Below are 21,038 nucleotides of genomic sequence, written 5' to 3'. Positions count from 1 at the left end.
GGTCAGACATTTTACCGCTCGTTTTTCGAACGGTGAATCACGCCACCCGGCGGAAATCAATGGGTCCTGACCCTAAGCGCCTGAAGAAGCAGGCGCGTGCGCAAATGAAACATGGGCGCGCGCATCGGGGGGCAAGGCCTGCTGCGGCCACTCGCGCTCGCTTCGGAAGGGCTGTTTTCCTGAACTGAACCGCGAGCACGGCGGGGCCATCGGTCCCGCCGTGCTTGTGTCTTGGATGGGGGCAGGCGTTGGGCTGGGTTGGTTCTGAACTCGGATCGTTGCCGCAGCGTCGCTGACGCCCGCCGGTGGAAGGCTTCGCTTTGCGCGTCGCTTTCTTTTTTCAGGCGTACGCTTGATCTTTTTTCGTTTCGCTGAAAATTTGCGCGCACAGAGCAAAGGGGTGGGTATTTTGCACTTTTTCCGTTCACTTGGGCCTGCCGTCGCGCGCGTGTCGCCGCTGGAAGCAATCCGGGCAGGCGTCGGAGCTCTTGTCGGATTGGGCATTGCCGGACTGTTTCTTCTTTCGCCAAGCATTGATCTGAAAATGGGGCTCTTTCTCGTTGCCCCTTTCGGCGCGAGCTCGGTTCTCCTTTTCGCGGTTCCGAACAGCCCGCTCGCCCAGCCTTGGTCCGCGATAGTCGGGAACACCGTTGCCGCGCTCGTCGGCGTGGCGGTATGTATGCTGGTCGAAGATGCGGCGCTTCGAATTGCGCTCGCCGTTGGGCTGGCGATCACCGCCACGATTCTTTGCCGTGCGGTTCATCCTCCCGCAGGTGCGGTTGCCATGACCGCAGCGATGAGCCCGGAAGCGATAGATCAAATGGGCTTCTGGTTCGCGCTGGCCCCAATTGCTGTTGGCACCATGATCCTTGTCGTTTTCGCCGCGATCTACGCACGGTTGACCGGCCGGCATTATCCGTTCCGCCAGTTCGATGACCCCAGCAAGCACGGCACGGCAGACCCTGACCCTACCGAGCGATTGGGATTGACCGAAGAAGAGCTGACCGGAATCCTTGAAAGCTACCGCCAATCCTTCAACCTGGGGGTGGAGGACCTTGCCCGCCTTATCGGGGCGGCGGAGCTTCAAGCCGCGACGCACAGCACCGGACCCCTGACCGCCGGGGATATCATGTCCCGCAATCTCATTACCGTTCGCCCGGAAACTGGGCTTGCCAAGGTGGCTGATCTCTTCAAGCGTCACCGTTTCAAGTCTCTTCCCGTCGTCGGGCCGAACGCGAAGTTCCTCGGGATCATTTTCCAGATACATCTCATCAGCCAGGCCAGAGATGACGCACTGCGGCTGAACCGCGGCTTTTCGTCGGCGTTCAAGCGCCTGTTGGACCGCGAAAGAGACAATTCCGTTCAGGCTGGCGACATCATGATGGTGGCAGGGCCGCGAGCCACCCCGAACACCCCGATTGGCGCCTTGCTCCCCTTGATGGCGGACGGGGAAGTCGACGCCGTGCCTGTTCTTGAACAAGGATGCGTCACTGGCATCGTTACGCGGACGGATCTCATATCGGCATTGGCGCGTGGGGCAGTGCGCAACGACTGATGGAAAGGGCGTCTGAACAGGCGTGTCGCCCAGTGTCGTGTTCGAGTTCGAAACGCGGCTTGGGGTCGCCCGGCAGCCGCAGCTCTGCCCCGCCTGAGCGATCCTGCCCAAGTGTTCGTGCATGACTGCCGCCAGCCCCGGAGACCATCGTCGCGATGGACCAAGGGCCGGACATGGACTAACACTCGAACCGGACCATTCAAGAGGGGGCTGATCACCCGGTCGGAAAAAACATGGCATTTACACTCAAGCAGCTTCGCTATTTCATCGCGGTGGCCGAAAACGGCACGGTGTCGGGGGCCGCGCAGGCGCTGGCGATTTCGCAATCGGCGGTGACCGAGGCGATCCGGGAGCTTGAGGCCGATCTGGGCGTGCCGCTGTTCATTCGCCAGCCGCGCGGGCTGGACATCACCCATAAGGGGCATCAATTCCTGCGCCACGCAAAGGGTATCCTGGCTGGCGTTTCCGATGCGCGGCATGCGCTTACGCATGACAGCGAAGACCTGACCGGGTCGCTTCACATCGGGGTGACCTCCCTGGTGGCGGGCTATGTCCTGTCCGACATTCTTGCCCGTTTCCGCCGGGCAAACCCCAAGGTCGAAGTGACCGCGCTCGAAGACAGCGGCGATTATCTCGAGCACCTGCTTGTCGGGGGCGAACTTGACGTGGCGGTGATGGTCACGACCAACATGCGCGACCGCATGGCGCTTCAGACCGAGATCATCGACGTTTCGCCCTATCAGCTTTGGCTACCGAATGGGCACGAACTGGCGACGCGGCCTTCGGTTTCGATCGAGGACCTGGTGGGCGAACCGATGATCATGCTGCGGATAGACGAGATCGAGGAAGCCACCCGCAAGCTGCTTTCCGCCTTCGGCGCCCGCCCGCGCGTCGCGTTTCGCACACGCTCGGTGGAGGCTGTGCGGTCCCTGGTGGCGACCGGAGCTGGGATCGCCCTGCTGCCCGAAATGGTCTACCGGCGCTGGTCGCTCGAAGGCGATCGGATCGTGTCCAGGGATGTGTCGGGCAGCCTGCCGGTTGTGCAGGTTGGCACCGTCTGGCGCAAAGGGGCGCCCCTGCCGCGCGTGGCGCGTGAATTTGTTGCGGCGGCGCAAGTCCATAAGAGCAATAAATAAAATTGCGGTATCTGTTTTTCCGATACCTACGACCTGATAATTGAATTTGTGAAGGCACGGGTTTTTGAACAGGCTTGTGCGCAAGGGAGTCCGAACTCCCGTTGCAACAGGGAAAAGCCAAGATGAAACAGATTTTCAATGGTTGTGTTTCGGGCCTCGCGCTCGTCGCGGCCACCGCGCTTCCGCTTTCCGCTGCCGATATGCTCACCGAACTCGGTGATGGCGAAGGCACCGTCTCCATCGTCGCATGGCCGGGGTATATCGAACGCGGCGAAACCGATAAGGCCTTCGACTGGGTGACCAAGTTCGAAGCGGCCACAAGCTGTAAGGTCGAGGTCAAGACCGCCAACACGTCCGACGAAATGGTCGCGCTCATGAACGAGGGCGGGTTCGACATGGTGACCGCGTCCGGCGACGCCTCTCTGCGGCTGATCGCGGGCGGGCGCGTGCAGCCGGTCAACACCGACCTGATCCCGAGCTGGGCGCGCGTTGACGACCGCCTGAAGGACGCGCCGTGGCACACGGTCGACGGATCGCATTTCGGTACGCCCTTCATGTGGGGGCCGAACGTGTTGATGTACAACACCGAAGTCTTTGCCGAGGCGCCGACGAGCTGGAACGTCGTGTTCGAGGAAATGACGCTGCCCGACGGGTCCAGCAACAAGGGGCGCGTGCAGGCCTATGACGGCCCGATCTATGTCGCCGATGCCGCGATGTACCTGATGGCGCACCAGCCGGACCTGGGAATCGAAAGCCCCTATGAGCTGAACGACGAACAATATGCCGCCGCGCTCGATCTGCTCCGCACCCAGCGGACGCTGGTGTCACGCTACTGGCATGACGCCTTCATCCAGATCGACGACTTCAAGAACGAGGGCGTGGTCGCTTCGTCTTCCTGGCCGTTCCAGGTCAATCTCTTGCAGGCAGGAGGGGCGCCGGTCGCCTCGACCATTCCGGAAGAGGGTGCCACCGGGTGGGCCGATACGCTGATGTTGCACGCCGATGCCGAGCATCCGAACTGCGCCTACAAGTTCATGGAGCATTCTCTGAATTCGAACCTGCAATCGGACCTGTCTGTCTGGTTCGGCGCCGTGCCCTCGGTTCCCTCGGCCTGTACCGACGGATCGGGCATGCAGACCGCCGAGGGCTGTTCGCTCAACGGTCTGGATGACTTCGACCGGATCAAGTTCTGGCGCACGCCCGTTTCCAAATGCGAAAGCCAAGGCACTTGTGTGCCCTACTACCGCTGGGTGTCCGACTACATCGGTGTGATCGGCGGACGCTGATTCATCCCAACAGCCCGGACCGGCGGTTTGGCCGGTCCGGGTTTCCTCCCCAGAAAGACAAACAATGACTGATGCCGTAACATTCCGGGGCGTTTCGCGCCATTTCGGATCCGTGAAAGCCGTGGACGAGGTCGATCTGGCCATTCAAGATGGTGAGTTCTTTGCGATGCTCGGTCCCTCCGGCTCGGGGAAAACCACCTGCCTGCGCCTGATCGCGGGGTTCGAACAGCCGACTGCGGGCCACATCGAAATCTTCGGTGAACGCGCCGATGGCGTGCCGCCGTATCTGCGCAACGTGAATACGGTGTTCCAGAACTATGCGCTTTTCCCGCATATGAACGTCCGCGAAAACGTGGCCTTCAGCCTGCGGGTCAAAGGCATGGGGAGGGCCGAACGCCACCGCGCCGCCGAAGAGGCCCTGGAACTGGTCGAGCTTGCCGGCTACGGCAACCGCCGCGCCGGGGAACTGTCGGGCGGCCAGCGCCAGCGGGTCGCGCTTGCGCGTGCGCTGGTGAACAAGCCGCGTGTGGTGCTGTTGGACGAACCGCTGGGGGCGCTTGACCTTAAGCTGCGCGAACAGATGCAGGAAGAATTACGCAGTCTTCAGCGCTCGCTTGGCCTGACCTTCGTCTTCGTGACGCATGATCAGGACGAAGCCCTCTCGATGGCCGACCGTGTCGCCGTTTTCGCCGATGGCAAGATCCAGCAGATCGGCACCTCCGAGGATATTTACCGGCGTCCATGTTCGCGTTTCGTTGCGGATTTCGTCGGGTCCTCGAACGTCATTCCCGCCGATCTGGTCGGTGCCGGTGCCGCCGGAAAATGGGCCTCCTTGCGGCCAGAAGACATCGTTCTCGATCCTGCCGGGCAGGAAGTGAAGGTGACCGGGCGGTTCTTCCACGGTCGCGTCACCAAGCTCTCTCTCGATTTCGCGGGACAGAACCTCACCGCGCTTGTGCCTGCCCACGCGGACGCGCCGGACGTAGGCGAAACCGCCCTGATCGGATGGGACCCAAGCCGCGTCCACATCATGGAGGAGGATACATGAGCGGCACGGATTTCTCTTCCACGGCGCCGGCGATCTTTGCCCCGCGCCCCGGAATTCTGGCCGGCACTGTGGACTGGATCATTCGCCATCCGCGCATGTTCGTTTTCCTTCTGGTGCTGCCGATCACGCTTTGGCTTGGCATCGTCTATATCGGCGCGCTGATCGCGCTCCTGATCCAGAGCTTCTTTTCGATCGACGAATTCTCGGGCATCGTGGTTCACGAATTCACGCTGAAAACCTACGGCGAACTGTTCCGGCCCTACAACCTCGACATCATCCTGCGCACGGTCAGCATGGCCGCCGCCGTTTCCGTCGCGGCCGCGATCCTGGCCTTTCCCATCGCCTATTTCGCGGCGCGCTACGCAAAGGGGAAATGGAAGGCGCTTTTCTACATCGGCGTGATGCTGCCCCTGTGGTCGAGCTACCTCGTCAAGGTCTATGCGTGGAAGCTGGTGCTCGCAAAAGAAGGTATTCTGAACTGGATCTTCGCCAAGCTGCATCTGACGTGGCTGCTCGATGCCGTTCTCGCGATCCCGGTGATCGGGGGCAATTCGCTTTCCGTCAGCTACATCGGGACGTTTCTAGTATTCCTCTATATCTGGCTGCCCTACATGATCATACCTGTTCAGGCCTCTCTGGAACGTGTTCCGGGGTCGCTGGTCGAAGCCGCCGCCGATCTGGGGGCCACCCCCGGACAGAGCTTCCGGTTCGTGCTTCTTCCGCTTGCGCTTCCGGGGGTCATCGCCGGGTCGATCTTCACCTTTTCCCTGACGCTCGGCGATTACATCGTGCCGCAGATCGTCGGCAATTCGCGCCTTTTCATCGGTCAGGCGGTCTACACCCAGCAAGGCACCGCAGGGAATATCCCGCTTGCCGCCGCTTTCACCGTGGTCCCGATCGTCATAATGGGGATTTACCTGTGGGGCGCACGCAAAATGGGGGCGTTCGATGCACTCTGATACCCGTGCCCCTCTGGGCCTCAAGCTCGCGGCCATCGGCGGCCTGTTTTTCCTCCTCGCCCCGATCGCGCTTATCTTCCTCTACGCCTTCTCCACGGAAGAGAAGAGCTTCCAATGGCCGCCGCCAGGCTTCACGACGCGATGGATCGGTGTCACGTTGAACCGCCCGGACGTGTGGGAAGCACTCGCCCTGTCGCTCAAGGTGGCCGCGATTTCCACCATACTCGCCTTGATCCTCGGCACGCTCACAGCCGCCGCCGTGGCGCGGTCACGCTTCTTCGGGCGGGAAACGATTTCGCTGTTGGTGATCCTTCCGATCGCCCTGCCGGGTATCATCACGGGGATTTCGCTGCGCTCGGCCTTTTCGCTGCTCGATATACCGTTCTCCACATGGACCATCGTCCTGGGGCACGCGACCTTCTGCACCGTGATCGTCTACAACAACGCGGTGGCCCGGTTCCGCCGCACATCCGAAGCGCTGATCGACGCGGCGATGGACCTTGGCGCGGACGGGTTGCAGACCTTCCGCCTGGTGATCCTGCCGAATATCGCGACGGCGCTGCTGGCCGGTGGAATGCTGGCCTTCGCGCTGAGCTTCGACGAGGTGATCGTCACCACCTTCACCGCCGGGAACCAGACCACCTTGCCGATCTGGATGCTCGAAGAACTCGTCCGCCCGCGCCAGCGTCCGGTGACCAACGTGGTCGCCATGGCCGTGGTGATCGTGACGATCCTTCCGATCCTTGCGGCCTATTACCTTACACGAGACGGCGAGCACACAGCCGGTTCAGAGAAATAACAAAGACAGGGAGACTGTTTATGGATACCCAAATGCTGATCGGCGCCAATCTCGTCAGCGGCAGCGAGAGCGAGGAGGAAATCCTCAATCCGCGCACGGGCGAGATCATCACGACGCTGCCCGAGGCCTCTCTTTCGCAGGTCGAAGAGGCAGTCACCGCTGCCGAAAAAGCGTTCGAAGGCTGGGCGCGCACGACGCCGGCGGAACGTTCGGGCTACCTGTTGAAAATCGCCGACCGGATCGAGGCGGAGGCGGAATCCCTCGCCGCGCTCGAGGCGCTCAACTGCGGCAAACCCGCACCGCTCGCCCTGGGGGATGAACTTCCGGCGATCATCGATTGCTTCCGCTTTTTCGCGGGGGCGGTGCGTTGCATGACCGGCCCGGTGGCGGGGGAATACCTTGAAGGGCATACCTCGATGATCCGCCGCGATCCGATCGGTGTCGTCGCTTCCATCGCGCCGTGGAACTATCCGCTGATGATGATGGCGTGGAAAATCGCGCCCGCGATCGGGGCAGGGAACACCGTGGTCTTCAAACCGTCCGAGCAAACCCCGCTCACGGCGCTGGCGGTGGCCAGGATCTTCGCCGACGTACTGCCCGAAGGTGTGGTGAACATCATTCTGGGCCGGGGCGAAACCGTCGGTTCCGCCCTCATCAACCACCCGAAAGTGGCAATGATTTCGCTCACCGGCGACATCGCGACCGGGCGCAAGATCCTGGATGCGGCGAACAAGACGATCAAGCGTACCCATCTGGAACTTGGCGGCAAGGCGCCGGTCATCGTTTTCGACGACGCGGATATTCCCGCGACCGTCGAAGGGCTGCGTGCCTTCGGTTATTACAACGCCGGTCAGGATTGCACCGCCGCGTGCCGCATCTATGCGCATGCTTCGGTCTACGACAAATTCGTGGCGGACCTCACCGGCGCCGTGTCCGACATTCCCTATGGCCTTGAGGATGACAGCCAGAACGAGATCGGGCCTCTCATTTCCCTGCGGCAGCGCGACCGCGTGGCGAGCTTTGTCGCACGCGCACGCGAGGCCAACCACATCGAGGTCACGACGGGCGGGGAAATTCCCGACGGGCCGGGGTTCTTCTACCAGCCGACGGTGGTGGCCGGGGCGCTCCAGACCGACGAAATCGTGCGTCGCGAGGTTTTCGGCCCGGTGGTTTCCGTCACCCGCTTCGACGACCCGGAGCAGGCAATCCAATGGGCCAATGACAGCGACTACGGTCTCGCCTCTTCGGTCTGGACCAAGGACATCTCGAAAGGCATGCAGGTCGCGGCGAAGCTGCAATACGGCTGCACATGGGTGAATACCCATTTCATGCTGACAAGCGAAATGCCGCACGGTGGCATGAAGCAGTCGGGCTATGGCAAGGATATGTCCAGCTATGCGCTCGAGGATTACTCTGCCGTGCGTCATGTCATGGTGGCGCACTGACGGAATTTGAACGACCCCGTACCCTTGATCGGTCGCCTTGTGCGACCGATCCTTTTAACTGGGCTACTGCAAGTTGCGCCCTTTCGAGACGGGCGCAGATATTTTTCACGCTTGCCCGCAAGCTGGCGCGGAAACCTGTCGTGAAAGCGTGATCCGCTATTCCCGGTCGTCTTCGAACCGTTCCCGCCCGATCCGCCCGAGATGGGTGAACTTGAACCCCTGTTCGGATTTCAGGCCGTAGCCAAGCAGCCGGTCGATACCGATATGGGCGACCCAGACCGCCGCCACCGGAAGAAGTGCTGGCTCGGAGAGCCAGGCGATCAGGCCGAAGAAAAACGGTGTGACATAGCTGTGGGCAATGTTGTAGGCGCGGGCGCCGACACGCGGGCCGGCCAGATAGCCAGCGGCTGATACGTCCGGCAACAATGCGGTGATCGCGTAGAGCCACCATCCCTCCGCCAGAGCGGCATATGCGGCGGTGGCCACGATGAAGGCGGCCCCGCCTTCAAGGCGGAGCGCGATGATGATGGAGCGGTCTTCTGTCGGGGTCACTGTGACCTCCATTTTCGGGTCTGTCCGGAACATGGACCCGAAAGCCGACAAGTGAAATTGTTGAAATCCCTATACCCTCTATAGAAATTTCTATGGCAGCCGGATGGCTGGCCCGGGCGCGACCGGCCGTCAGAGGCCGCCGCCCGGACCTGGTCCTGCAATGCTAGGCGGGAAGGGCGCCGCTTGGCAGGGATCGGAACTGCCGGTTCCAGTAGGTCAACGCCCCGGCATCCTGGGTTTCGACCACGGCGCGCACCCGGCCGATGACGATCGAGTGGCTTGCCCGGTCGATCATTTCGGTCACCTCGCAGTCGAGCGCCACCGCGGCGCCCTTGAGCAAAGGCACGCCGGTTTTCGCGGTGACCCATTCGGCCCCGTGATAGCGTTCGGCCCCGGCGATCCCGCCGAAACCCGCGAACCGTTCCGCGGTGTCCTGATGATCCGCCCCGAGAGACGACCACCCGAAACAGCGGTGCTTGTCGATGAGCGGCCAGGTCGAGGAATCGCGGTTCAGGCAGAACAGAACCTGCGGCGGTTCCGCGCTGAGCGACACGCCCGAGGTCACCACCAGCCCCGAGCGTTCCACCCCCTGGCCGGCGGTGATCACCGTGCAATGGCCGATCTGCTGGCGCATTGCACGGGTGAAGGCCTCGGTAGGATCGGCCATGCCCATCTCAGCGAATCCCGGCCTCTGCCAGCAGCGGCAGAACCTCGTCGCGGAAATAGGGGAATTCCTCGACGTAATCGACGAAGGACAGGGTGGTGCCGGCAAATCCGGTTTCGTGCAGCTTGATGATGCCGTCGGCCACCTGCCGCGGCGTGCCGACCAGGGGGAAACCTCCATGGCCAAGCGCCATCAGGTTGCGGATCTGCGCCAGCAGGTCATGCGGGAAGGATTGCGCATGGGCGAATTGCAGGTTCACCAGGTTGTCCACCGCGTCCCAGTCGATCTGGCTCATGATGTGATCGTGATAGGCCAGTGCTTCTTCCTCGGTCGGGCGGCAGATCACGTGGCTGAAGGTCAGCACGCCGACATCGCGGCCCTTGCCTGCAGCCTGTTCGCGCAATTCCTTGATCTCGTCGACGGACCGGGTCAGGTCGATCGCGGGGGTGAACAGGTAATTGGCGTTCTGGGTGGCGAATTCGCGGCCCAGTCCTGACCCCGCCGCGTTCAGGATCGGCACCTCGCCGTTGACCGGCCAGGGGTCACCCTTGATCCCTTTAAGGTTGAAGTACTTGCCGTCCCAGTCGAAATGCTCCTTACTGCTCCAGAGCTTTTCGATGACGTCGAACCATTCCTGGGCATAGCCGTAGCGGGTTTCGTGGTCCTCGGGCAGGGTCAGGCCCAGGGCTTCGTATTCCGGCTTGTTCCAGCCAGCCACGATGTTGAGTCCCGCGCGACCCTGGCCGATCTGGTCCATGGTCGCGATCTGCTTGGCGACGACGGCCGGGTGGTTGGCGGCGGTGTGGATGGTGGCAAACACCGAAATGTCCTTGGTGTTGGCCAGAAGCGCCGTTGCCCAGGTGATGGTTTCCAGAACCCCGCCGTGGAAATCGGTTTCCCCGCCATAGCCGATCCAGCGGGCGATCGGCAGCATGAAGTCGATACCGGCCTCGTCCAGCATCTTGCCCAGTTTGAGATTGTTGTCCCAGCTGTTGACCCAACGTTCGGGCAGCTTGCTCACGGTCATGCCGGAGGAGCAGTTGGACGAGAAGGTTCCGAGTTTGAAGCCCTCTTTCTTGAGCATTTTGTTCTGTGTCATGTGGTCGTCTCCCTTTGGATAGAATTTTAGATTGATTATTTATTTAAAACCTAAAGAAACTTTCTTGCTTGTGTCAAGAAAGATTGAACGCGATCATTGGCGCGGCCCCGAAACGGTCAAAAAGGAGGCGGAAGGTGAGCGAAGGTCCGGCAAAAAGCGATGAGATGGATTTCAAGTGGCACCTGGCCGCCGACGATCCCGAAATCGCGACCACGGAGATGGAATTCGCCCTGATGCGCACGTTCGAAAGCTTCGGGCGCTGGCAGGCGGAATGCCTGATCGCCGTGTCGGGGCTGACGCTGAGCGGGCCGGAAAACGCACTGTTGCACATCATCCGGATGAATGACCGCGCCAAGTCGGTCAAGGAACTGGCCCGGCTGACAAACCGTGATGACATTCCCAACATCCAGTATTCGCTCAGGAAAATGCTGTCGGAAGGGTTGATCACCAAACAGGGAACCAGCCGCACGGGTGTGACCTATGAAGCCACGGACAAGGGGCGCGAAGTCACCGATGTCTATGCGACGGTCCGGCGCCGGTTGCTGGTCGAGAAGATCGACGATATCCCGGATTTCGTTCAGCGGCTGCAAGAGGTCACGCGCACGCTCAACATCCTGTCGGGGCTTTACGAAGAAGCATCGCGCGTGGCGGCCACCCATCGGCGTTGATCGGCGGGGGCGCGCGTTTGTCCCGCGGCATCGGTGGCAGTTGACGGCAGGTTCGTCGCAGCATGTGGTCGGGTCGGCCAGCCAAGGTTTTGGTCGACTTGGCGATCGACCGGCACACCCGGCGAATCGCATCGGATGAACATCCCGCCGCGGATTTCCGAAAACATCATGCATTGTTGGGGCTTTGCCGTGGTGCGCCTTGACCGGTGTCAAGGTGAACGCCGGCCCGGGATGCCAAGCTGCAGGAAACCAACCCGCAGACAGAGGACATCCCTTGGCCCATCACCGTTTCAAACAGCTGCGCGACCTTGCAAGCGCCATGCGCCTGCATCTGCATTTCCGCGCGATCGAAAATGGGACGCGCGAAGGCCTCGCCGCCTATCAGGATGAACAGCTCAAGAAGGTAGTGCGCCACGCGCTGACCCATTCGCGCGCCTATGCGAAACTGTGCGAAGGCATCGACCTGTCGGGGGGTTTCACGCTTTCCGACCTGCCCATCACCGACAAGCGCGTGATGATGGACAATTTCGACGACTGGGTCACCGATCCGCGGCTGAAGCTGGCCGAGATCGAGCGCCAGATCATCGAAGATCCCGACGACCAGTATTACCTCGGTGAATACCGGATCGTGGCGACCAGCGGGTCAAGCGGATTGCGCGGCATATTCGTCTATGACCGGCCCGAATGGCGGGTGGTGATCGCGGGGGCACTTCGCTGGGCAGAAATGTTCGGGGTTTCGCCCATTGGGCTTTCGACCAAGAAGCTCGCCTCGGTCAAGGCCGGAAGCACCACGCACGCGACGTCGCGCCTGGGCCAGAGCATGGAACTGGGGATGCCGAACCTGCTGATGCTGGACGCCACCAAGCCTCTTGAACAGCTGGTCGAGGAACTGAATGAATTCCAGCCCAAGCTGTTCATGGGATATGCCTCGCTGATCAGCCTGCTGGCGATCGAGCAGATCGAGGGCCGGCTGAACATCGCGCCGGAAATGGTGGCCAGCTTCAGCGAGATGCTGGGACCCGACCGGGTTGCGCGCGCGCAGGAGGCGTGGGGGATCACCCCGTTCAATCACTACGGCGCCGCCGAACAGGTGATGATCGCCGCCGATTGCGACCGGCATATGGGGCTGCATCATTTTTCCGACATGTCACTGATCGAGATCGTGGACGAGAACATGAACCCCGTGCCGCCGGGCACGCCCGGGCATAAGGTCCTGCTGACCAATCTGCACCGCTACGTGCAGCCGGTGATCCGGTACGAACTGACCGACCTGGTGACCGCCAAGGCCGAAAGCTGCGATTGCGGGCGGGTTTTCCCGCTGTTGTCCGAAATCGGCGGTCGGACTGAGGATGTCATCCGACTGCCCGCCGCGGCCGGCGGCGAGGTGTCGGTTTCGCCCTTCCTGGTCGCCAACTGCCTGATCGGCGAGGCGGACGCGGCCGAATATCAGTATAATGTCGAGGGCAACCGGATGAACCTGCGCGTGGTGCCACGGCGCGGCGCCGACCGGGCGCGTCTCGAGGCGGCGTTGCGTACCAGCCTGAGCGATGCGCTGAATGTGCAGGGCGTGGGCGAGATCGAGATCGCCATCAGCTTCCACGACGCCTTCGTGCGGACCGGGGCGACGATGGGCAAGCTGAAGCTGACCGGCGCGCCAAGCTGATCAGGACGGTACCCGATCTGCCCCGGCGTCATCGCAGGGCTCAGGCCTCCATCCAGATCGTCACCGGCCCGTCGTTCAGCAATTCGACCTTCATGTCGGCGCCGAATTCGCCGGTTTCCACCGGCACGCCCGTTTCGGCCAGCTTCGCCGCGAAATATTCGTAGAGCGCCCGGCCCTCGTCCGGCGCGGCGGCGGCGGAAAAGCCGGGGCGGTTGCCGCGCGAGGTATCGGCGGCCAAGGTGAATTGCGACACCACAAGGGCCGAGCCGCCGATATCCACGACCGAACGGTTCATCTTGCCCGCCTCGTCCTTGAAGATCCGCAGCTTGGAAACCTTCGCGGCCAGCTGATCGGCCTGGGCTTCGCCATCGCCCTGCACGGCGCAGATCAGGATCAGCAGCCCGGGGCCGGTCCGTCCGATCACGTCGCCGTCTACCGTCACCGACGCGTGGCTTACCCGTTGCAGCAATGCGCGCATTTGTCCGTCCTCATCTTGTCCGCCTCATAGGTCGGCCAATCCGCGCCGGGCTGCAAGCGGATTTGACACGAGTCAAAGCGGGCAGGGGGCGATTGGGGAAAATGACGGGCATAGATGAAGAGGAGATTACCCTATGGTCGAAAAATCCCATACCGCCGGATCCTGGCCGCAATTCTACGAACCGTTCCGCAATTTCGGGCAGAAGGTGGCCGATTGGCTGGCCCCGGCATCCGAGGCGTCGTCGACCGACAACAGTTACAAGATTTCACTGGAACTGCCCGGGGTCGAGGAAAAGGACATCGACGTTTCGGTGCATGACGGTGTCGTGACCGTGAAGGGTGAAAAAAGCTCGCAACGCGAAGAGAAGGGCGAAACTTGGTTCTTTTCCGAACGGCAATACGGGTCGTTCAGCCGGTCCTTCCGCCTGCCCGAGGACGCCGATGGTGACAAGGTCGAGGCGCATCTGAAGGACGGCGTTCTGCAGGTGATCGTGCCCAAGGCCGGGCCGGAGGCCAAGCAGGGCGTCAAGGTCAAGATCAACAAGGCCTGAGCGACCGGCGCGGCATCAGCCGCGCCAATCCGCCACCTCGTCCAGGTCCGCCCGTTCGGTGCGGAAATTGTTGGCAGGGTGATCCTCGTCCTCATAGCCGAACGAAATCGCGCAAAGGATCAGCCGGTCCTCGGGTATGCCGAAATGGTCGCGCAGGGTCGGGGCAAAGGCCGCAACCGCCGCCTGCGGGATGGTCGCGATGCCCAAGGCCTGCGCCGCCAGCGTGAAGGCCGCGACGAAGCCGCCGCAATCCATCGCGCCGTAAGGTCCAAGATCGCGGTCGCTGGTCACGATCGCCACATGCGGCGCGCCGAAGAATTTGTAATTTTCCAGCATCTGCTGCCCCGACGCGGCGCGATCGCCACGCATCACCCCCACCGCATCGTAAAGCTGCAAACCGCAGGTGCGACGGCGATCCTTGTAGACACCGACATATTGGCGCGGCCATTCGAGGTCGGGCTGTGGCGTCGTGGTGGTGGCGTCGGCATAAAGGACCTCGCGGAACCGGTCGGTTTCGGCACCGCTGGTGACGATCACCTGCCAGGGCTGGGCATTGCACCAACTGGGCACCCGCTGCGCGGCGCGCAGGATCCGTTCGATGGTTTCGCGCGGCACCGGATCGGGCAGGAAGCCGCGGCAGCTGTGACGGTCGTTCAGCAGGCGGGTCAGGGTGTCGTAGTCGGTCGTCATGCTTTCCATTCCGTTCAAATCTGGCCTTCGTTCAGCGCGATCAGATACCCGATGCCGCCCGCCACGATCAGCCCGAGGATGACGGCGATGGCGATCTTCCACACCGACCAGGGCCGTTCACCGCGCACCTGTCCGGTGCGCCCGTTGACCACGAAGCGATAGGTCTTGCCCCGGTATTTATAGGCGGCGAGCCAGACAGGCAGCAGGATATGCTTGAAGGTAACATCGCTGATCTGGGTCTGGATATCGTGGATACGCTGCCGGTCGCCGCCGATATCGAAGCGCACGTCGCGTTCGATCACCCGGTCCATCTTGCGCCGCGCCTCGTCATAGCCTTCGTCGAGTTCCACCGTATACCCTTCGGCCCGGAACCCGGCGAGGTATTCGGACCGGTAGGGTTCCAGCGCCGCCAGGTCCCAGGGTTCCAACGCGTCGGTATAGGATTTCGGCAACGACCGCGACGCCAGCACCAGCACGTCGTCGAAGAACCGCGCGACCTTGCCCGAGGCGGGGTACCAGCGCACCTTCTGCACCTGTTCCTGCACCCGCTTTCCGTCGCGCATCACCGTGCGGGTTTCATAATAGACCACGCCGCGTTCGCCGCGATAGCGGCTCTTGGTGTCGGCGTCGAAGGTCCAATAGGGCACGTAGATGCCCTGCATCTTGCGGCCCTTGCGGGCGTATTCCTGCAAGCCGTTCGGCGCGAACCACAACCGGCCCAGCCAATCGGTCATCGATTTGCGCGCTTGGGTTTCGGTCAGCGCGAAAGGCAACACGCCGCGCGGCTTGATATGGCGATGCGCGCCGGTATCGGTCACCACCGGCGTGGCGCAGAACGGGCATTCGGCGGCATGGGTGGCCTCGTCCAGTTCCACCTGCGCGCCGCAGTTGGGGCATTTGCTGACCCGGGTTTCCTCTATTTCCTGGCTGGGCAGCAGGTCGTCCAGCGCACGTTTGAAATCCAGCTCGCGAATGCCGCCTTCCCACGGGCTGTCCGGGGCCAGTTCGGCCCGGTTGCCGCAATGATCGCAGACCAGCTGCCCGGCCTCGGGGTCAAAGCGGAAATCCGCGCCGCACTGGTCGCAGGGAAAACGATGTTCGGTCCGGGGCATGGTCTGGGTCCTGGCTATTTGAGGCAGATCAAGGAGTTTGGTTTCTAGGACTTTAGTACAGTCCAAATGCTCAGTTCTGTTACGATTCACACTATCCGTTCCGGCGACTATACTTTCCCGTCTTCTGCGATGGGTAGCACCCATTCGCCGGTTGCTTGCGTTATGAGGCAATCATGATGCAGATGCAGATGGCAATCACCCTGTGGAAGGAGCTGGACGTGGCCCTGCAGGAGCATGGCGCATGGAAAAAGCGCCTGCGAGACGTGGCCGTGCGCAGGGAAACCGATTTGCCGGTTGCCGACATCAGGAGCCCCGCCTGCTGCCGTTTCGGCGAATGGCTGAACGCGCTGCCGCCGATTCTGCGCATTTCGCGCGACGCCCGGAAAGTGGAGCGGCTGCATGCGGCGTTTCACGCCTGCGCCGGTGATATCGCCGAGCAGATTTCCAAAGGTGAATTCAACAAGGCCTTTGCCGCGCTGAGCGGCGAGGAATACAACGCGCTTTCGGCGGACCTGAGCAGGGCGATATCGCGCTGGCAGCTGGCCGCGGCATAATCCCCGCATTGCATCAGATCGTCCGGCAACGATGGGCCCTTGCCGGGCGGTTGGTTCCACGGGATGAAAAAGGGCATCTCAGACTCGCTATTTTGATATCTTGCTTGCCGGTAAAGTCCCGTGATTTCGGGACGTTAGTCAGAATGTAGGCTTCTTGGAAGCTGAAAGGACAACATTCATAATCAGGGTCCCGATAAAATGAATAATCAAGTTATGCGTGCCGAATTGAACGATGCACTTGGCCGTCACGCGGCGTGGAAACTGCGCCTGCGTGAAGCCGCGATCAACGGTGAAACAGATTTGCCGGTCGACATGATCAAGCGCGATGATTGCTGCAAGTTCGGCAAATGGCTGCGCTCGCTTCCGGCCGAGGCCCGCAACTCGGACGCGGCGAAGGAAGTCCATGAGTTGCACGCCAATTTCCATATCATCGTGGGTGGCGTGGCGGCCCAGATTGCCGGTGGCCAGACTGACGGGGCGCTGGCCGCGCTGGACGGGCAGGATTACAAGGACAGCACCGATCGTCTGGCCCACGCAGTGACCCGCTGGCGGATGTCGCTGTCCTGACCATTTCCCCAACACGGATCGAAAAGCCCGGCCCCTTGGCCGGGCTTTTTCGTTTTCTTGGCCGTTTTCCGGCATGGTCCGGGCCCTGGTTGCGGCAAACGCCGGGGAAGGGCGCGGCCTTCCAACGCGAGCCCGCCGGATCGGCGCGCGGCTTGCGACGTCGTCCCAGGGCGCCATTTCGCGCCTCTGCGCGTCTGTATGGGGCTCGTTTTCTATAGTTTGGGTCGAAATACATACTTAATAGTGCGAAAACAGAACTTAAGGATAGTTTCGTCCTAAAATGATTGGCGATACTGACGTAAGTGTATTCAGCACCACACGACAGCATGTAGACGGCGACCGCGAAAGGATATCGAGATGACACAACGGAATGTGACCCTGAACGTCCGTGAGATCCTCAAGCAGGCGCATGTCGCCCATTACGCCCTGGGCCTGCAGCTGCGCGCCGCCGCTTATGACGAAAACCGCGCCATTGCCGTTCGGCAGGTTCGCGATCGCAGCCAGACGCCGCTGGCGCAGCTGCTGAAATCGCTGGTGGAACGTGGCCACATCACCCCGAAGATGCGCGAAGTCGACATGCTGCACGCCGAATTTCACGACGCCGCCGGCGCCGTTGCCACGCTGATCAATGCCGGCCTGTTTGATGAGGCCATCGACGAACTGGCCACCGGGTATTTCGCAGAAACCGCGTCCGAACTGTCGCGCGCGCTGTGCTACTTCGGGGTCGAAATCGCTTGATCGCTTGATCGGCTGTGGTGAAGAAAAACGGCGCCCCGGGGGAAGGCGCCGTTTTTTTGTTCGTTTGATTGTCCCGTGTCGAGGGATCACGCGCCCGGCGGTGGCGGCGGCATGACGGTGAACAGCTGCGCCAGTTCCATCACCTCGCCTGCTTTCTTCCAGCCGTCCTGCCCGGCGGTCCAGACATAGGTGTCGCGGGTGATGCCGCCCGCCGCGGCCATCCGGCCCAGCGACGCCTTGGAAAACGGCCCCTTGGTTTCGCCGTTCTCGGCCACGTGCCAGACATGTTCGACTGGCGGCGGTGGTGGGGGCGCAGCGGCCTGCGCGGCGGGTTGCGGACGCGCCCCCCACGGACCTTGGCTGGCCATCTGCTGTGCCATCGCCATACCCATCCCCATGCCAAGCCCGGCCCCCATGCCGGACCCTCCGGAATGCTGCGCGGCCGCCGTCATCGCCTCGGCCGCGGAATACTGGGTGAATTTGCCCAGGTCGCCCGCCAGCCCCATCGAGGTGCGCTTGTCCAGCGCCGCTTCGACCGCCGGGGGCAGCGAGATGTTCTCGATGTAGAGCTCGGGCATTTCCAGCCCGTATTCGGCCAGCGTGCCGCTGATTTCCGCCGCGATCAGCTTGCCCAGATCGGCGGTATTGGCCGCCATGTCCAGCACCGGAATGCCGGACCCGGCCACCACGCGGGAAAATTCCTGCACGATGATGTTGCGGATCTGGAAGCTGATTTCATCCATGGTGAATTCGCCGTCGGTGCCGACGATTTCGGTCAGGAAGCGCGCCGGATCGGTGACCCGCACCGCATAGGTGCCATAGGCACGGATCCGCACCGGACCGAATTCCGGGTCGCGGCAGATGATCGGATTCTTGGTGCCCCATTTCAGATCGCTGAACCGGGTGGTGTTGACGAAGTAGATTTCAGACTTGAACGGCGACTGGAACGCGTGGTCCCAGTGCTGCAGCGTCGTCATCACCGGCATGTTGTTGGTTTCCAGCATGTACAGCCCGGGGGTGAAGACATCGGCCAACTGGCCTTCGTGCACGAACACGGCGGCCTGGCCTTCGCGCACGGTCAGCTTGGCGCCGTACTTGATTTCATGGCCTTCCCGTTCGAACCGCCACACCATCGTGTCGCGGGTGTCGTCGACCCAGTGAATGACGTCGATGAATTCGCCGGTGAGGAAATCGAAAATTCCCATGCAAACCTCCTTTACGAAAGGGCGACGTGCCTCGCCCGAAATGAGTGTCGGGTCCCTTGCTGGCCCCTTGTATCAATGGCCTCAACTGGGGCCGCCGGCCAGTTCCTCGGCAATTTCCCGGATCACCGGACCGGCCTCGTCCAGTGGCATGCCGGCGCGCAGGCGCCGATCATAGAGCATTTTCAGCAGCATTTCGTCATGCGAGGTCAGCAGCGCGAATTCGTCGTCGTCGTTGAAGATGGACGGCCGCGCATGCGGGCTGTCATTGGCCAGGCCCAGCCCCTGCGCCAGTTCTTCGTGAATACAGGATTTGCGCAACAGGCCGGGGTGTTCGGCCCGCACCAAGGCGATCGCTTCGCGGTAATCGCTGTCATTGCCGGTGGCCGAAAAGGCGATCACCAGGCAATGGATCGAACGGGGTATGTCGCGCAGGATGTTCAACGAGGCGGGGTTGATATTGGGCACGATCTGCCGCACCCGGGTCAGCATCTGCGCGCGGTCGTCCTCTCCCATGAACAGAACGTGGAAGTTGGGATTGCTCTCCGACACCGAAATCGGGTGGCCGGTCACCCGCGCCAGCCGCCGCGAATAGGCGCGCACGTTGGCCCGGTCGATGCGGCGCTGATCCTCGGGCACCGAAGCGCCGAATTCCACCCCGAACCGCACCGGCACGCCCCAGCGGCGCAGGAACCCCGGCCCGCCATGGGCGCCGCGCAACCCCATGCCGCGTTCGTATTCGTCGTAAAAGGCGATCATTTCGAAATTGCGCGCCAGGTCGGTCGCGGTGAAGGGCGTGTCTGGCCCGCCGCCATCGGTCCTGAGCAGCCCCTGCGACAGCAGGTCCGACTGCACCCGGTTGAAATAGGTGCTCAGCGCCTTGCTGCGACCGGAAATCCCGACCGGGGCGGGTTTGGCCATCCCGACGGGCTTGGGCTGGGGGCGGACCTGTTCCTGTTGCCCAAGGGGCGCGCATGCGGCCAGGATACTCAAACCGCCGGCCAGAACCGGTCCGATATGTCGCTTCAATCGCAAGCCCCGCCTCAGCTTTCCGGCACCGAAGTGCCAGCGGTGTCGCCAAGGCCCGTCTTGCGCGCCTTGGCCGCGGCCAGCGTGTCGCGCAACTCTGTTTCCATCTTCTTCAGCTCTTCCTCGGCGGCGGCGCGGCGCGCCTTGCCCTCATCGGCGATGGCAAGGCTTTCCTCGATGGTGGCGACCAGATCGGCATTGGCCTTTTTCACCGCCTCGATATCGAACACGCCGCGTTCCATTTCTTCGCGGATCGCCTTGTTCGACTGGCGCAGGTTTTCCGCGTTGGCTGTCAGCAGTTCGTTGGTCAGGTCACTGGCTTCGCGTACCGCCGCCGCCGCTTCGGCGCTGCGCTGAATGGTCAGCGCCTGCGCCAGCTGGGTTTCCCAAAGCGGCACGGTGTTGACCATGGTCGAATTGATCTTGGTAACCAGCGACTTGTCGTTTTCCTGCACCAGCCGGATCGAGGGCAGCGATTGCATCGTCACCTGCCGGGTCAGTTTCAGGTCGTGCACCCGGCGTTCCAGGTCGTCGCGCGCGGCGCGCAGGTCGCGCAATTCCTGCGCCGCCATCACCTGATCTTCCTCGGCCGCGGCCTTGACCGCCGCTTCCTTGGCGGGGATGTCGTTGCCATCGAGATCGGTCAGCTTGGCCGAGCCGGCGGCGATGTAGAGCGCCAGCTCGTCGTAGAAATTCAGCGTCTTTTCATAGAGCATGTCGAGCGATTTGATGTCCTTCAACAGCGTGTGTTCGTGCTTCAGAAGGTTGTCGGTGATCCGGTCGATCTGGCCCTGCACGGTTTCATAACGCGCGGTGAACTTGGCGAAGGGCGCGGCGCGGCCCAGCAGCTTTTCGAAGAAACTGCGCTTGCGCCGCACATCCAGTTCGCTGACCGAAAAGCCGCGGATTGTGGTGACGATTTCGCGTAAAGAGTCGCCCGCAGGCCCCACATCCTTGTTGCGCACGTCCGACAGCATCGCCTGGCTGATTTCCTGCAGTTCGGCCTGCGCGGCCGACCCGAAGGACACGATGGAATTGGTGTCGCCCATGTCCAGTTCGCCCATCCGCGACCGGATTTCCGCGCTCAGCGGCGCATCGGCTTGCTCCAATGATACGATGTCGTCGGCCTTGCCCGGTTCGGGCAGGGCCACGGCGGTGACTTCTTCCACCATCGCCAGGTCGGCGGCGGCTTTCTGCTGAATGGTTTGCGACATGACGTTCCCCTTGAATACAATGGCTTGCGG

At 62.2% G+C, this 21,038-nt stretch carries 22 protein-coding genes; 13 read left to right on the top strand and 9 right to left on the bottom strand.

Features of this window, described 5'->3' with window-relative positions; genetic code table 11:
* Positions 1–409: 409 nt before the first annotated feature.
* From IT775_RS15615 to IT775_RS15585, 7 genes are all read left to right on the top strand, one after another.
* On the top strand, positions 410–1,555 hold the full coding sequence (locus IT775_RS15615; RefSeq protein ID WP_212702158.1) for an HPP family protein: 1,146 nt from the start codon (positions 410–412) through the stop codon (positions 1,553–1,555).
* Positions 1,556–1,788: 233 nt separating this feature from the next.
* Complete coding sequence (locus IT775_RS15610; protein ID WP_212702145.1) at positions 1,789–2,691, top strand: LysR family transcriptional regulator; 903 nt, start codon at positions 1,789–1,791, stop codon at positions 2,689–2,691.
* A gap of 122 nt (positions 2,692–2,813) precedes the next feature.
* Positions 2,814–3,977 (top strand): ABC transporter substrate-binding protein, encoded by a 1,164-nt coding sequence (locus tag IT775_RS15605; protein WP_212702144.1) that lies wholly within the window; start codon positions 2,814–2,816, stop codon positions 3,975–3,977.
* A gap of 64 nt (positions 3,978–4,041) precedes the next feature.
* Positions 4,042–5,025 (top strand): ABC transporter ATP-binding protein, encoded by a 984-nt coding sequence (locus tag IT775_RS15600; RefSeq protein ID WP_212702143.1) that lies wholly within the window; start codon positions 4,042–4,044, stop codon positions 5,023–5,025.
* On the top strand, positions 5,022–5,984 hold the full coding sequence (locus tag IT775_RS15595) for an ABC transporter permease (protein ID WP_212702142.1): 963 nt from the start codon (positions 5,022–5,024) through the stop codon (positions 5,982–5,984). The genes IT775_RS15600 and IT775_RS15595 overlap by 4 nt, the downstream gene beginning before the upstream one ends.
* Positions 5,974–6,783: an ABC transporter permease gene (locus IT775_RS15590; RefSeq protein ID WP_212702141.1), complete on the top strand. Its 810-nt coding sequence runs from the start codon at positions 5,974–5,976 to the stop codon at positions 6,781–6,783. The genes IT775_RS15595 and IT775_RS15590 overlap by 11 nt, the downstream gene beginning before the upstream one ends.
* Positions 6,784–6,803: 20 nt before the next feature.
* A complete protein-coding gene (locus IT775_RS15585) occupies positions 6,804–8,228 on the top strand; it encodes a gamma-aminobutyraldehyde dehydrogenase (protein ID WP_212702140.1) in 1,425 nt (474 codons plus the stop codon).
* Between the two features lie 156 nt (positions 8,229–8,384).
* Here the strand turns inward: IT775_RS15585 and IT775_RS15580 are convergent, their stop codons facing one another.
* From IT775_RS15580 to IT775_RS15570, 3 genes are all read right to left on the bottom strand, one after another.
* Positions 8,385–8,780 carry a DUF4260 domain-containing protein gene (locus tag IT775_RS15580; RefSeq protein WP_212702139.1) on the bottom strand — a complete coding sequence of 132 codons (396 nt, stop codon included), beginning with the start codon at positions 8,778–8,780 and terminating at the stop codon, positions 8,385–8,387.
* Between the two features lie 163 nt (positions 8,781–8,943).
* The gene (locus tag IT775_RS15575; protein WP_212702138.1) at positions 8,944–9,447 is read right to left on the bottom strand and encodes a flavin reductase family protein; all 504 of its coding nucleotides are present in this window, start codon (positions 9,445–9,447) and stop codon (positions 8,944–8,946) included.
* Between the two features lie 7 nt (positions 9,448–9,454).
* A complete protein-coding gene (locus IT775_RS15570) occupies positions 9,455–10,543 on the bottom strand; it encodes an LLM class flavin-dependent oxidoreductase (protein WP_212702137.1) in 1,089 nt (362 codons plus the stop codon).
* Positions 10,544–10,677: 134 nt separating this feature from the next.
* Here IT775_RS15570 and IT775_RS15565 point away from each other — a divergent pair, with 134 nt between their 5' ends.
* Together IT775_RS15565 and IT775_RS15560 are read left to right on the top strand one after the other, a co-directional pair.
* Positions 10,678–11,211, top strand: a complete 534-nt coding sequence (locus tag IT775_RS15565; protein WP_343231151.1) for a winged helix DNA-binding protein — start codon at positions 10,678–10,680, stop codon at positions 11,209–11,211.
* A gap of 319 nt (positions 11,212–11,530) precedes the next feature.
* Positions 11,531–12,874: a phenylacetate--CoA ligase family protein gene (locus tag IT775_RS15560; protein WP_212702136.1), complete on the top strand. Its 1,344-nt coding sequence runs from the start codon at positions 11,531–11,533 to the stop codon at positions 12,872–12,874.
* A gap of 40 nt (positions 12,875–12,914) precedes the next feature.
* Here the strand turns inward: IT775_RS15560 and dtd are convergent, their stop codons facing one another.
* Positions 12,915–13,352, bottom strand: a complete 438-nt coding sequence (gene dtd, locus IT775_RS15555) for a D-aminoacyl-tRNA deacylase (RefSeq protein WP_212702135.1) — start codon at positions 13,350–13,352, stop codon at positions 12,915–12,917.
* 133 nt (positions 13,353–13,485) lie between these two features.
* On the opposite strand from dtd, the gene IT775_RS15550 reads away from it, so the two are divergent.
* A complete protein-coding gene (locus IT775_RS15550) occupies positions 13,486–13,902 on the top strand; it encodes an Hsp20/alpha crystallin family protein (protein WP_212702134.1) in 417 nt (138 codons plus the stop codon).
* A 15-nt stretch (positions 13,903–13,917) separates the two neighbouring features.
* Here IT775_RS15550 and IT775_RS15545 read toward each other — a convergent pair whose 3' ends face one another.
* Together IT775_RS15545 and IT775_RS15540 are read right to left on the bottom strand one after the other, a co-directional pair.
* Positions 13,918–14,592: a nitroreductase gene (locus IT775_RS15545; protein WP_212702133.1), complete on the bottom strand. Its 675-nt coding sequence runs from the start codon at positions 14,590–14,592 to the stop codon at positions 13,918–13,920.
* Between the two features lie 14 nt (positions 14,593–14,606).
* Positions 14,607–15,704 carry a TFIIB-type zinc finger domain-containing protein gene (locus IT775_RS15540; protein ID WP_212702132.1) on the bottom strand — a complete coding sequence of 366 codons (1,098 nt, stop codon included), beginning with the start codon at positions 15,702–15,704 and terminating at the stop codon, positions 14,607–14,609.
* A gap of 173 nt (positions 15,705–15,877) precedes the next feature.
* On the opposite strand from IT775_RS15540, the gene IT775_RS15535 reads away from it, so the two are divergent.
* From IT775_RS15535 to IT775_RS15525, 3 genes are all read left to right on the top strand, one after another.
* Positions 15,878–16,258 carry a CZB domain-containing protein gene (locus IT775_RS15535; RefSeq protein ID WP_212702131.1) on the top strand — a complete coding sequence of 127 codons (381 nt, stop codon included), beginning with the start codon at positions 15,878–15,880 and terminating at the stop codon, positions 16,256–16,258.
* A gap of 198 nt (positions 16,259–16,456) precedes the next feature.
* Positions 16,457–16,825, top strand: coding sequence for a CZB domain-containing protein (locus tag IT775_RS15530; RefSeq protein ID WP_212702130.1), 369 nt, complete (start codon positions 16,457–16,459; stop codon positions 16,823–16,825).
* A gap of 357 nt (positions 16,826–17,182) precedes the next feature.
* Entirely contained in the window at positions 17,183–17,563 is a 381-nt protein-coding gene (locus IT775_RS15525; protein WP_212702129.1) for a hypothetical protein, read from the top strand.
* An 86-nt stretch (positions 17,564–17,649) separates the two neighbouring features.
* On the opposite strand, the gene IT775_RS15520 is transcribed toward IT775_RS15525, so the two are convergent.
* The 3 genes from IT775_RS15520 to IT775_RS15510 form a co-directional block, all read right to left on the bottom strand.
* Positions 17,650–18,768 (bottom strand): SPFH domain-containing protein, encoded by a 1,119-nt coding sequence (locus IT775_RS15520; RefSeq protein WP_212702128.1) that lies wholly within the window; start codon positions 18,766–18,768, stop codon positions 17,650–17,652.
* A gap of 81 nt (positions 18,769–18,849) precedes the next feature.
* On the bottom strand, positions 18,850–19,686 hold the full coding sequence (locus IT775_RS15515) for a DUF2927 domain-containing protein (protein ID WP_212702127.1): 837 nt from the start codon (positions 19,684–19,686) through the stop codon (positions 18,850–18,852).
* A gap of 122 nt (positions 19,687–19,808) precedes the next feature.
* Positions 19,809–21,008, bottom strand: coding sequence for a toxic anion resistance protein (locus IT775_RS15510; protein ID WP_212702126.1), 1,200 nt, complete (start codon positions 21,006–21,008; stop codon positions 19,809–19,811).
* Positions 21,009–21,038 lie beyond the last annotated feature (30 nt).

Origin of the sequence: Thalassovita aquimarina (assembly GCF_018219815.1) — a bacterium.
GTDB lineage: Bacteria > Pseudomonadota > Alphaproteobacteria > Rhodobacterales > Rhodobacteraceae > Thalassobius > Thalassobius aquimarinus.
The sequence above is the reverse complement of the archived record's forward strand: the minus strand, read 5'-3'. Positions and strand labels throughout refer to the sequence as shown.

Excerpts from the sequence above, each read along its gene's own strand:
- IT775_RS15560 (WP_212702136.1), top strand. The coding sequence starts at position 11,531 with ATGCGCCTGCATCTGCATTTCCGCGCGATCGAAAATGGGACGCGCGAA.
- IT775_RS15545 (WP_212702133.1), bottom strand. The coding sequence starts at position 14,592 with ATGACGACCGACTACGACACCCTGACCCGCCTGCTGAACGACCGTCAC.
- IT775_RS15610 (WP_212702145.1), top strand. The coding sequence starts at position 1,789 with ATGGCATTTACACTCAAGCAGCTTCGCTATTTCATCGCGGTGGCCGAA.
- IT775_RS15575 (WP_212702138.1), bottom strand. The coding sequence starts at position 9,447 with ATGGCCGATCCTACCGAGGCCTTCACCCGTGCAATGCGCCAGCAGATC.
- IT775_RS15605 (WP_212702144.1), top strand. The coding sequence starts at position 2,814 with ATGAAACAGATTTTCAATGGTTGTGTTTCGGGCCTCGCGCTCGTCGCG.
- IT775_RS15530 (WP_212702130.1), top strand. The coding sequence starts at position 16,457 with ATGAATAATCAAGTTATGCGTGCCGAATTGAACGATGCACTTGGCCGT.
- IT775_RS15585 (WP_212702140.1), top strand. The coding sequence starts at position 6,804 with ATGGATACCCAAATGCTGATCGGCGCCAATCTCGTCAGCGGCAGCGAG.
- IT775_RS15515 (WP_212702127.1), bottom strand. The coding sequence starts at position 19,686 with ATGGCCAAACCCGCCCCGGTCGGGATTTCCGGTCGCAGCAAGGCGCTG.
- IT775_RS15540 (WP_212702132.1), bottom strand. The coding sequence starts at position 15,704 with ATGCCCCGGACCGAACATCGTTTTCCCTGCGACCAGTGCGGCGCGGAT.
- IT775_RS15525 (WP_212702129.1), top strand. The coding sequence starts at position 17,183 with ATGACACAACGGAATGTGACCCTGAACGTCCGTGAGATCCTCAAGCAG.
- IT775_RS15550 (WP_212702134.1), top strand. The coding sequence starts at position 13,486 with ATGGTCGAAAAATCCCATACCGCCGGATCCTGGCCGCAATTCTACGAA.
- IT775_RS15595 (WP_212702142.1), top strand. The coding sequence starts at position 5,022 with ATGAGCGGCACGGATTTCTCTTCCACGGCGCCGGCGATCTTTGCCCCG.
- IT775_RS15590 (WP_212702141.1), top strand. The coding sequence starts at position 5,974 with ATGCACTCTGATACCCGTGCCCCTCTGGGCCTCAAGCTCGCGGCCATC.
- IT775_RS15520 (WP_212702128.1), bottom strand. The coding sequence starts at position 18,768 with ATGGGAATTTTCGATTTCCTCACCGGCGAATTCATCGACGTCATTCAC.
- dtd (WP_212702135.1), bottom strand. The coding sequence starts at position 13,352 with ATGCGCGCATTGCTGCAACGGGTAAGCCACGCGTCGGTGACGGTAGAC.
- IT775_RS15535 (WP_212702131.1), top strand. The coding sequence starts at position 15,878 with ATGATGCAGATGCAGATGGCAATCACCCTGTGGAAGGAGCTGGACGTG.
- IT775_RS15600 (WP_212702143.1), top strand. The coding sequence starts at position 4,042 with ATGACTGATGCCGTAACATTCCGGGGCGTTTCGCGCCATTTCGGATCC.
- IT775_RS15570 (WP_212702137.1), bottom strand. The coding sequence starts at position 10,543 with ATGACACAGAACAAAATGCTCAAGAAAGAGGGCTTCAAACTCGGAACC.
- IT775_RS15510 (WP_212702126.1), bottom strand. The coding sequence starts at position 21,008 with ATGTCGCAAACCATTCAGCAGAAAGCCGCCGCCGACCTGGCGATGGTG.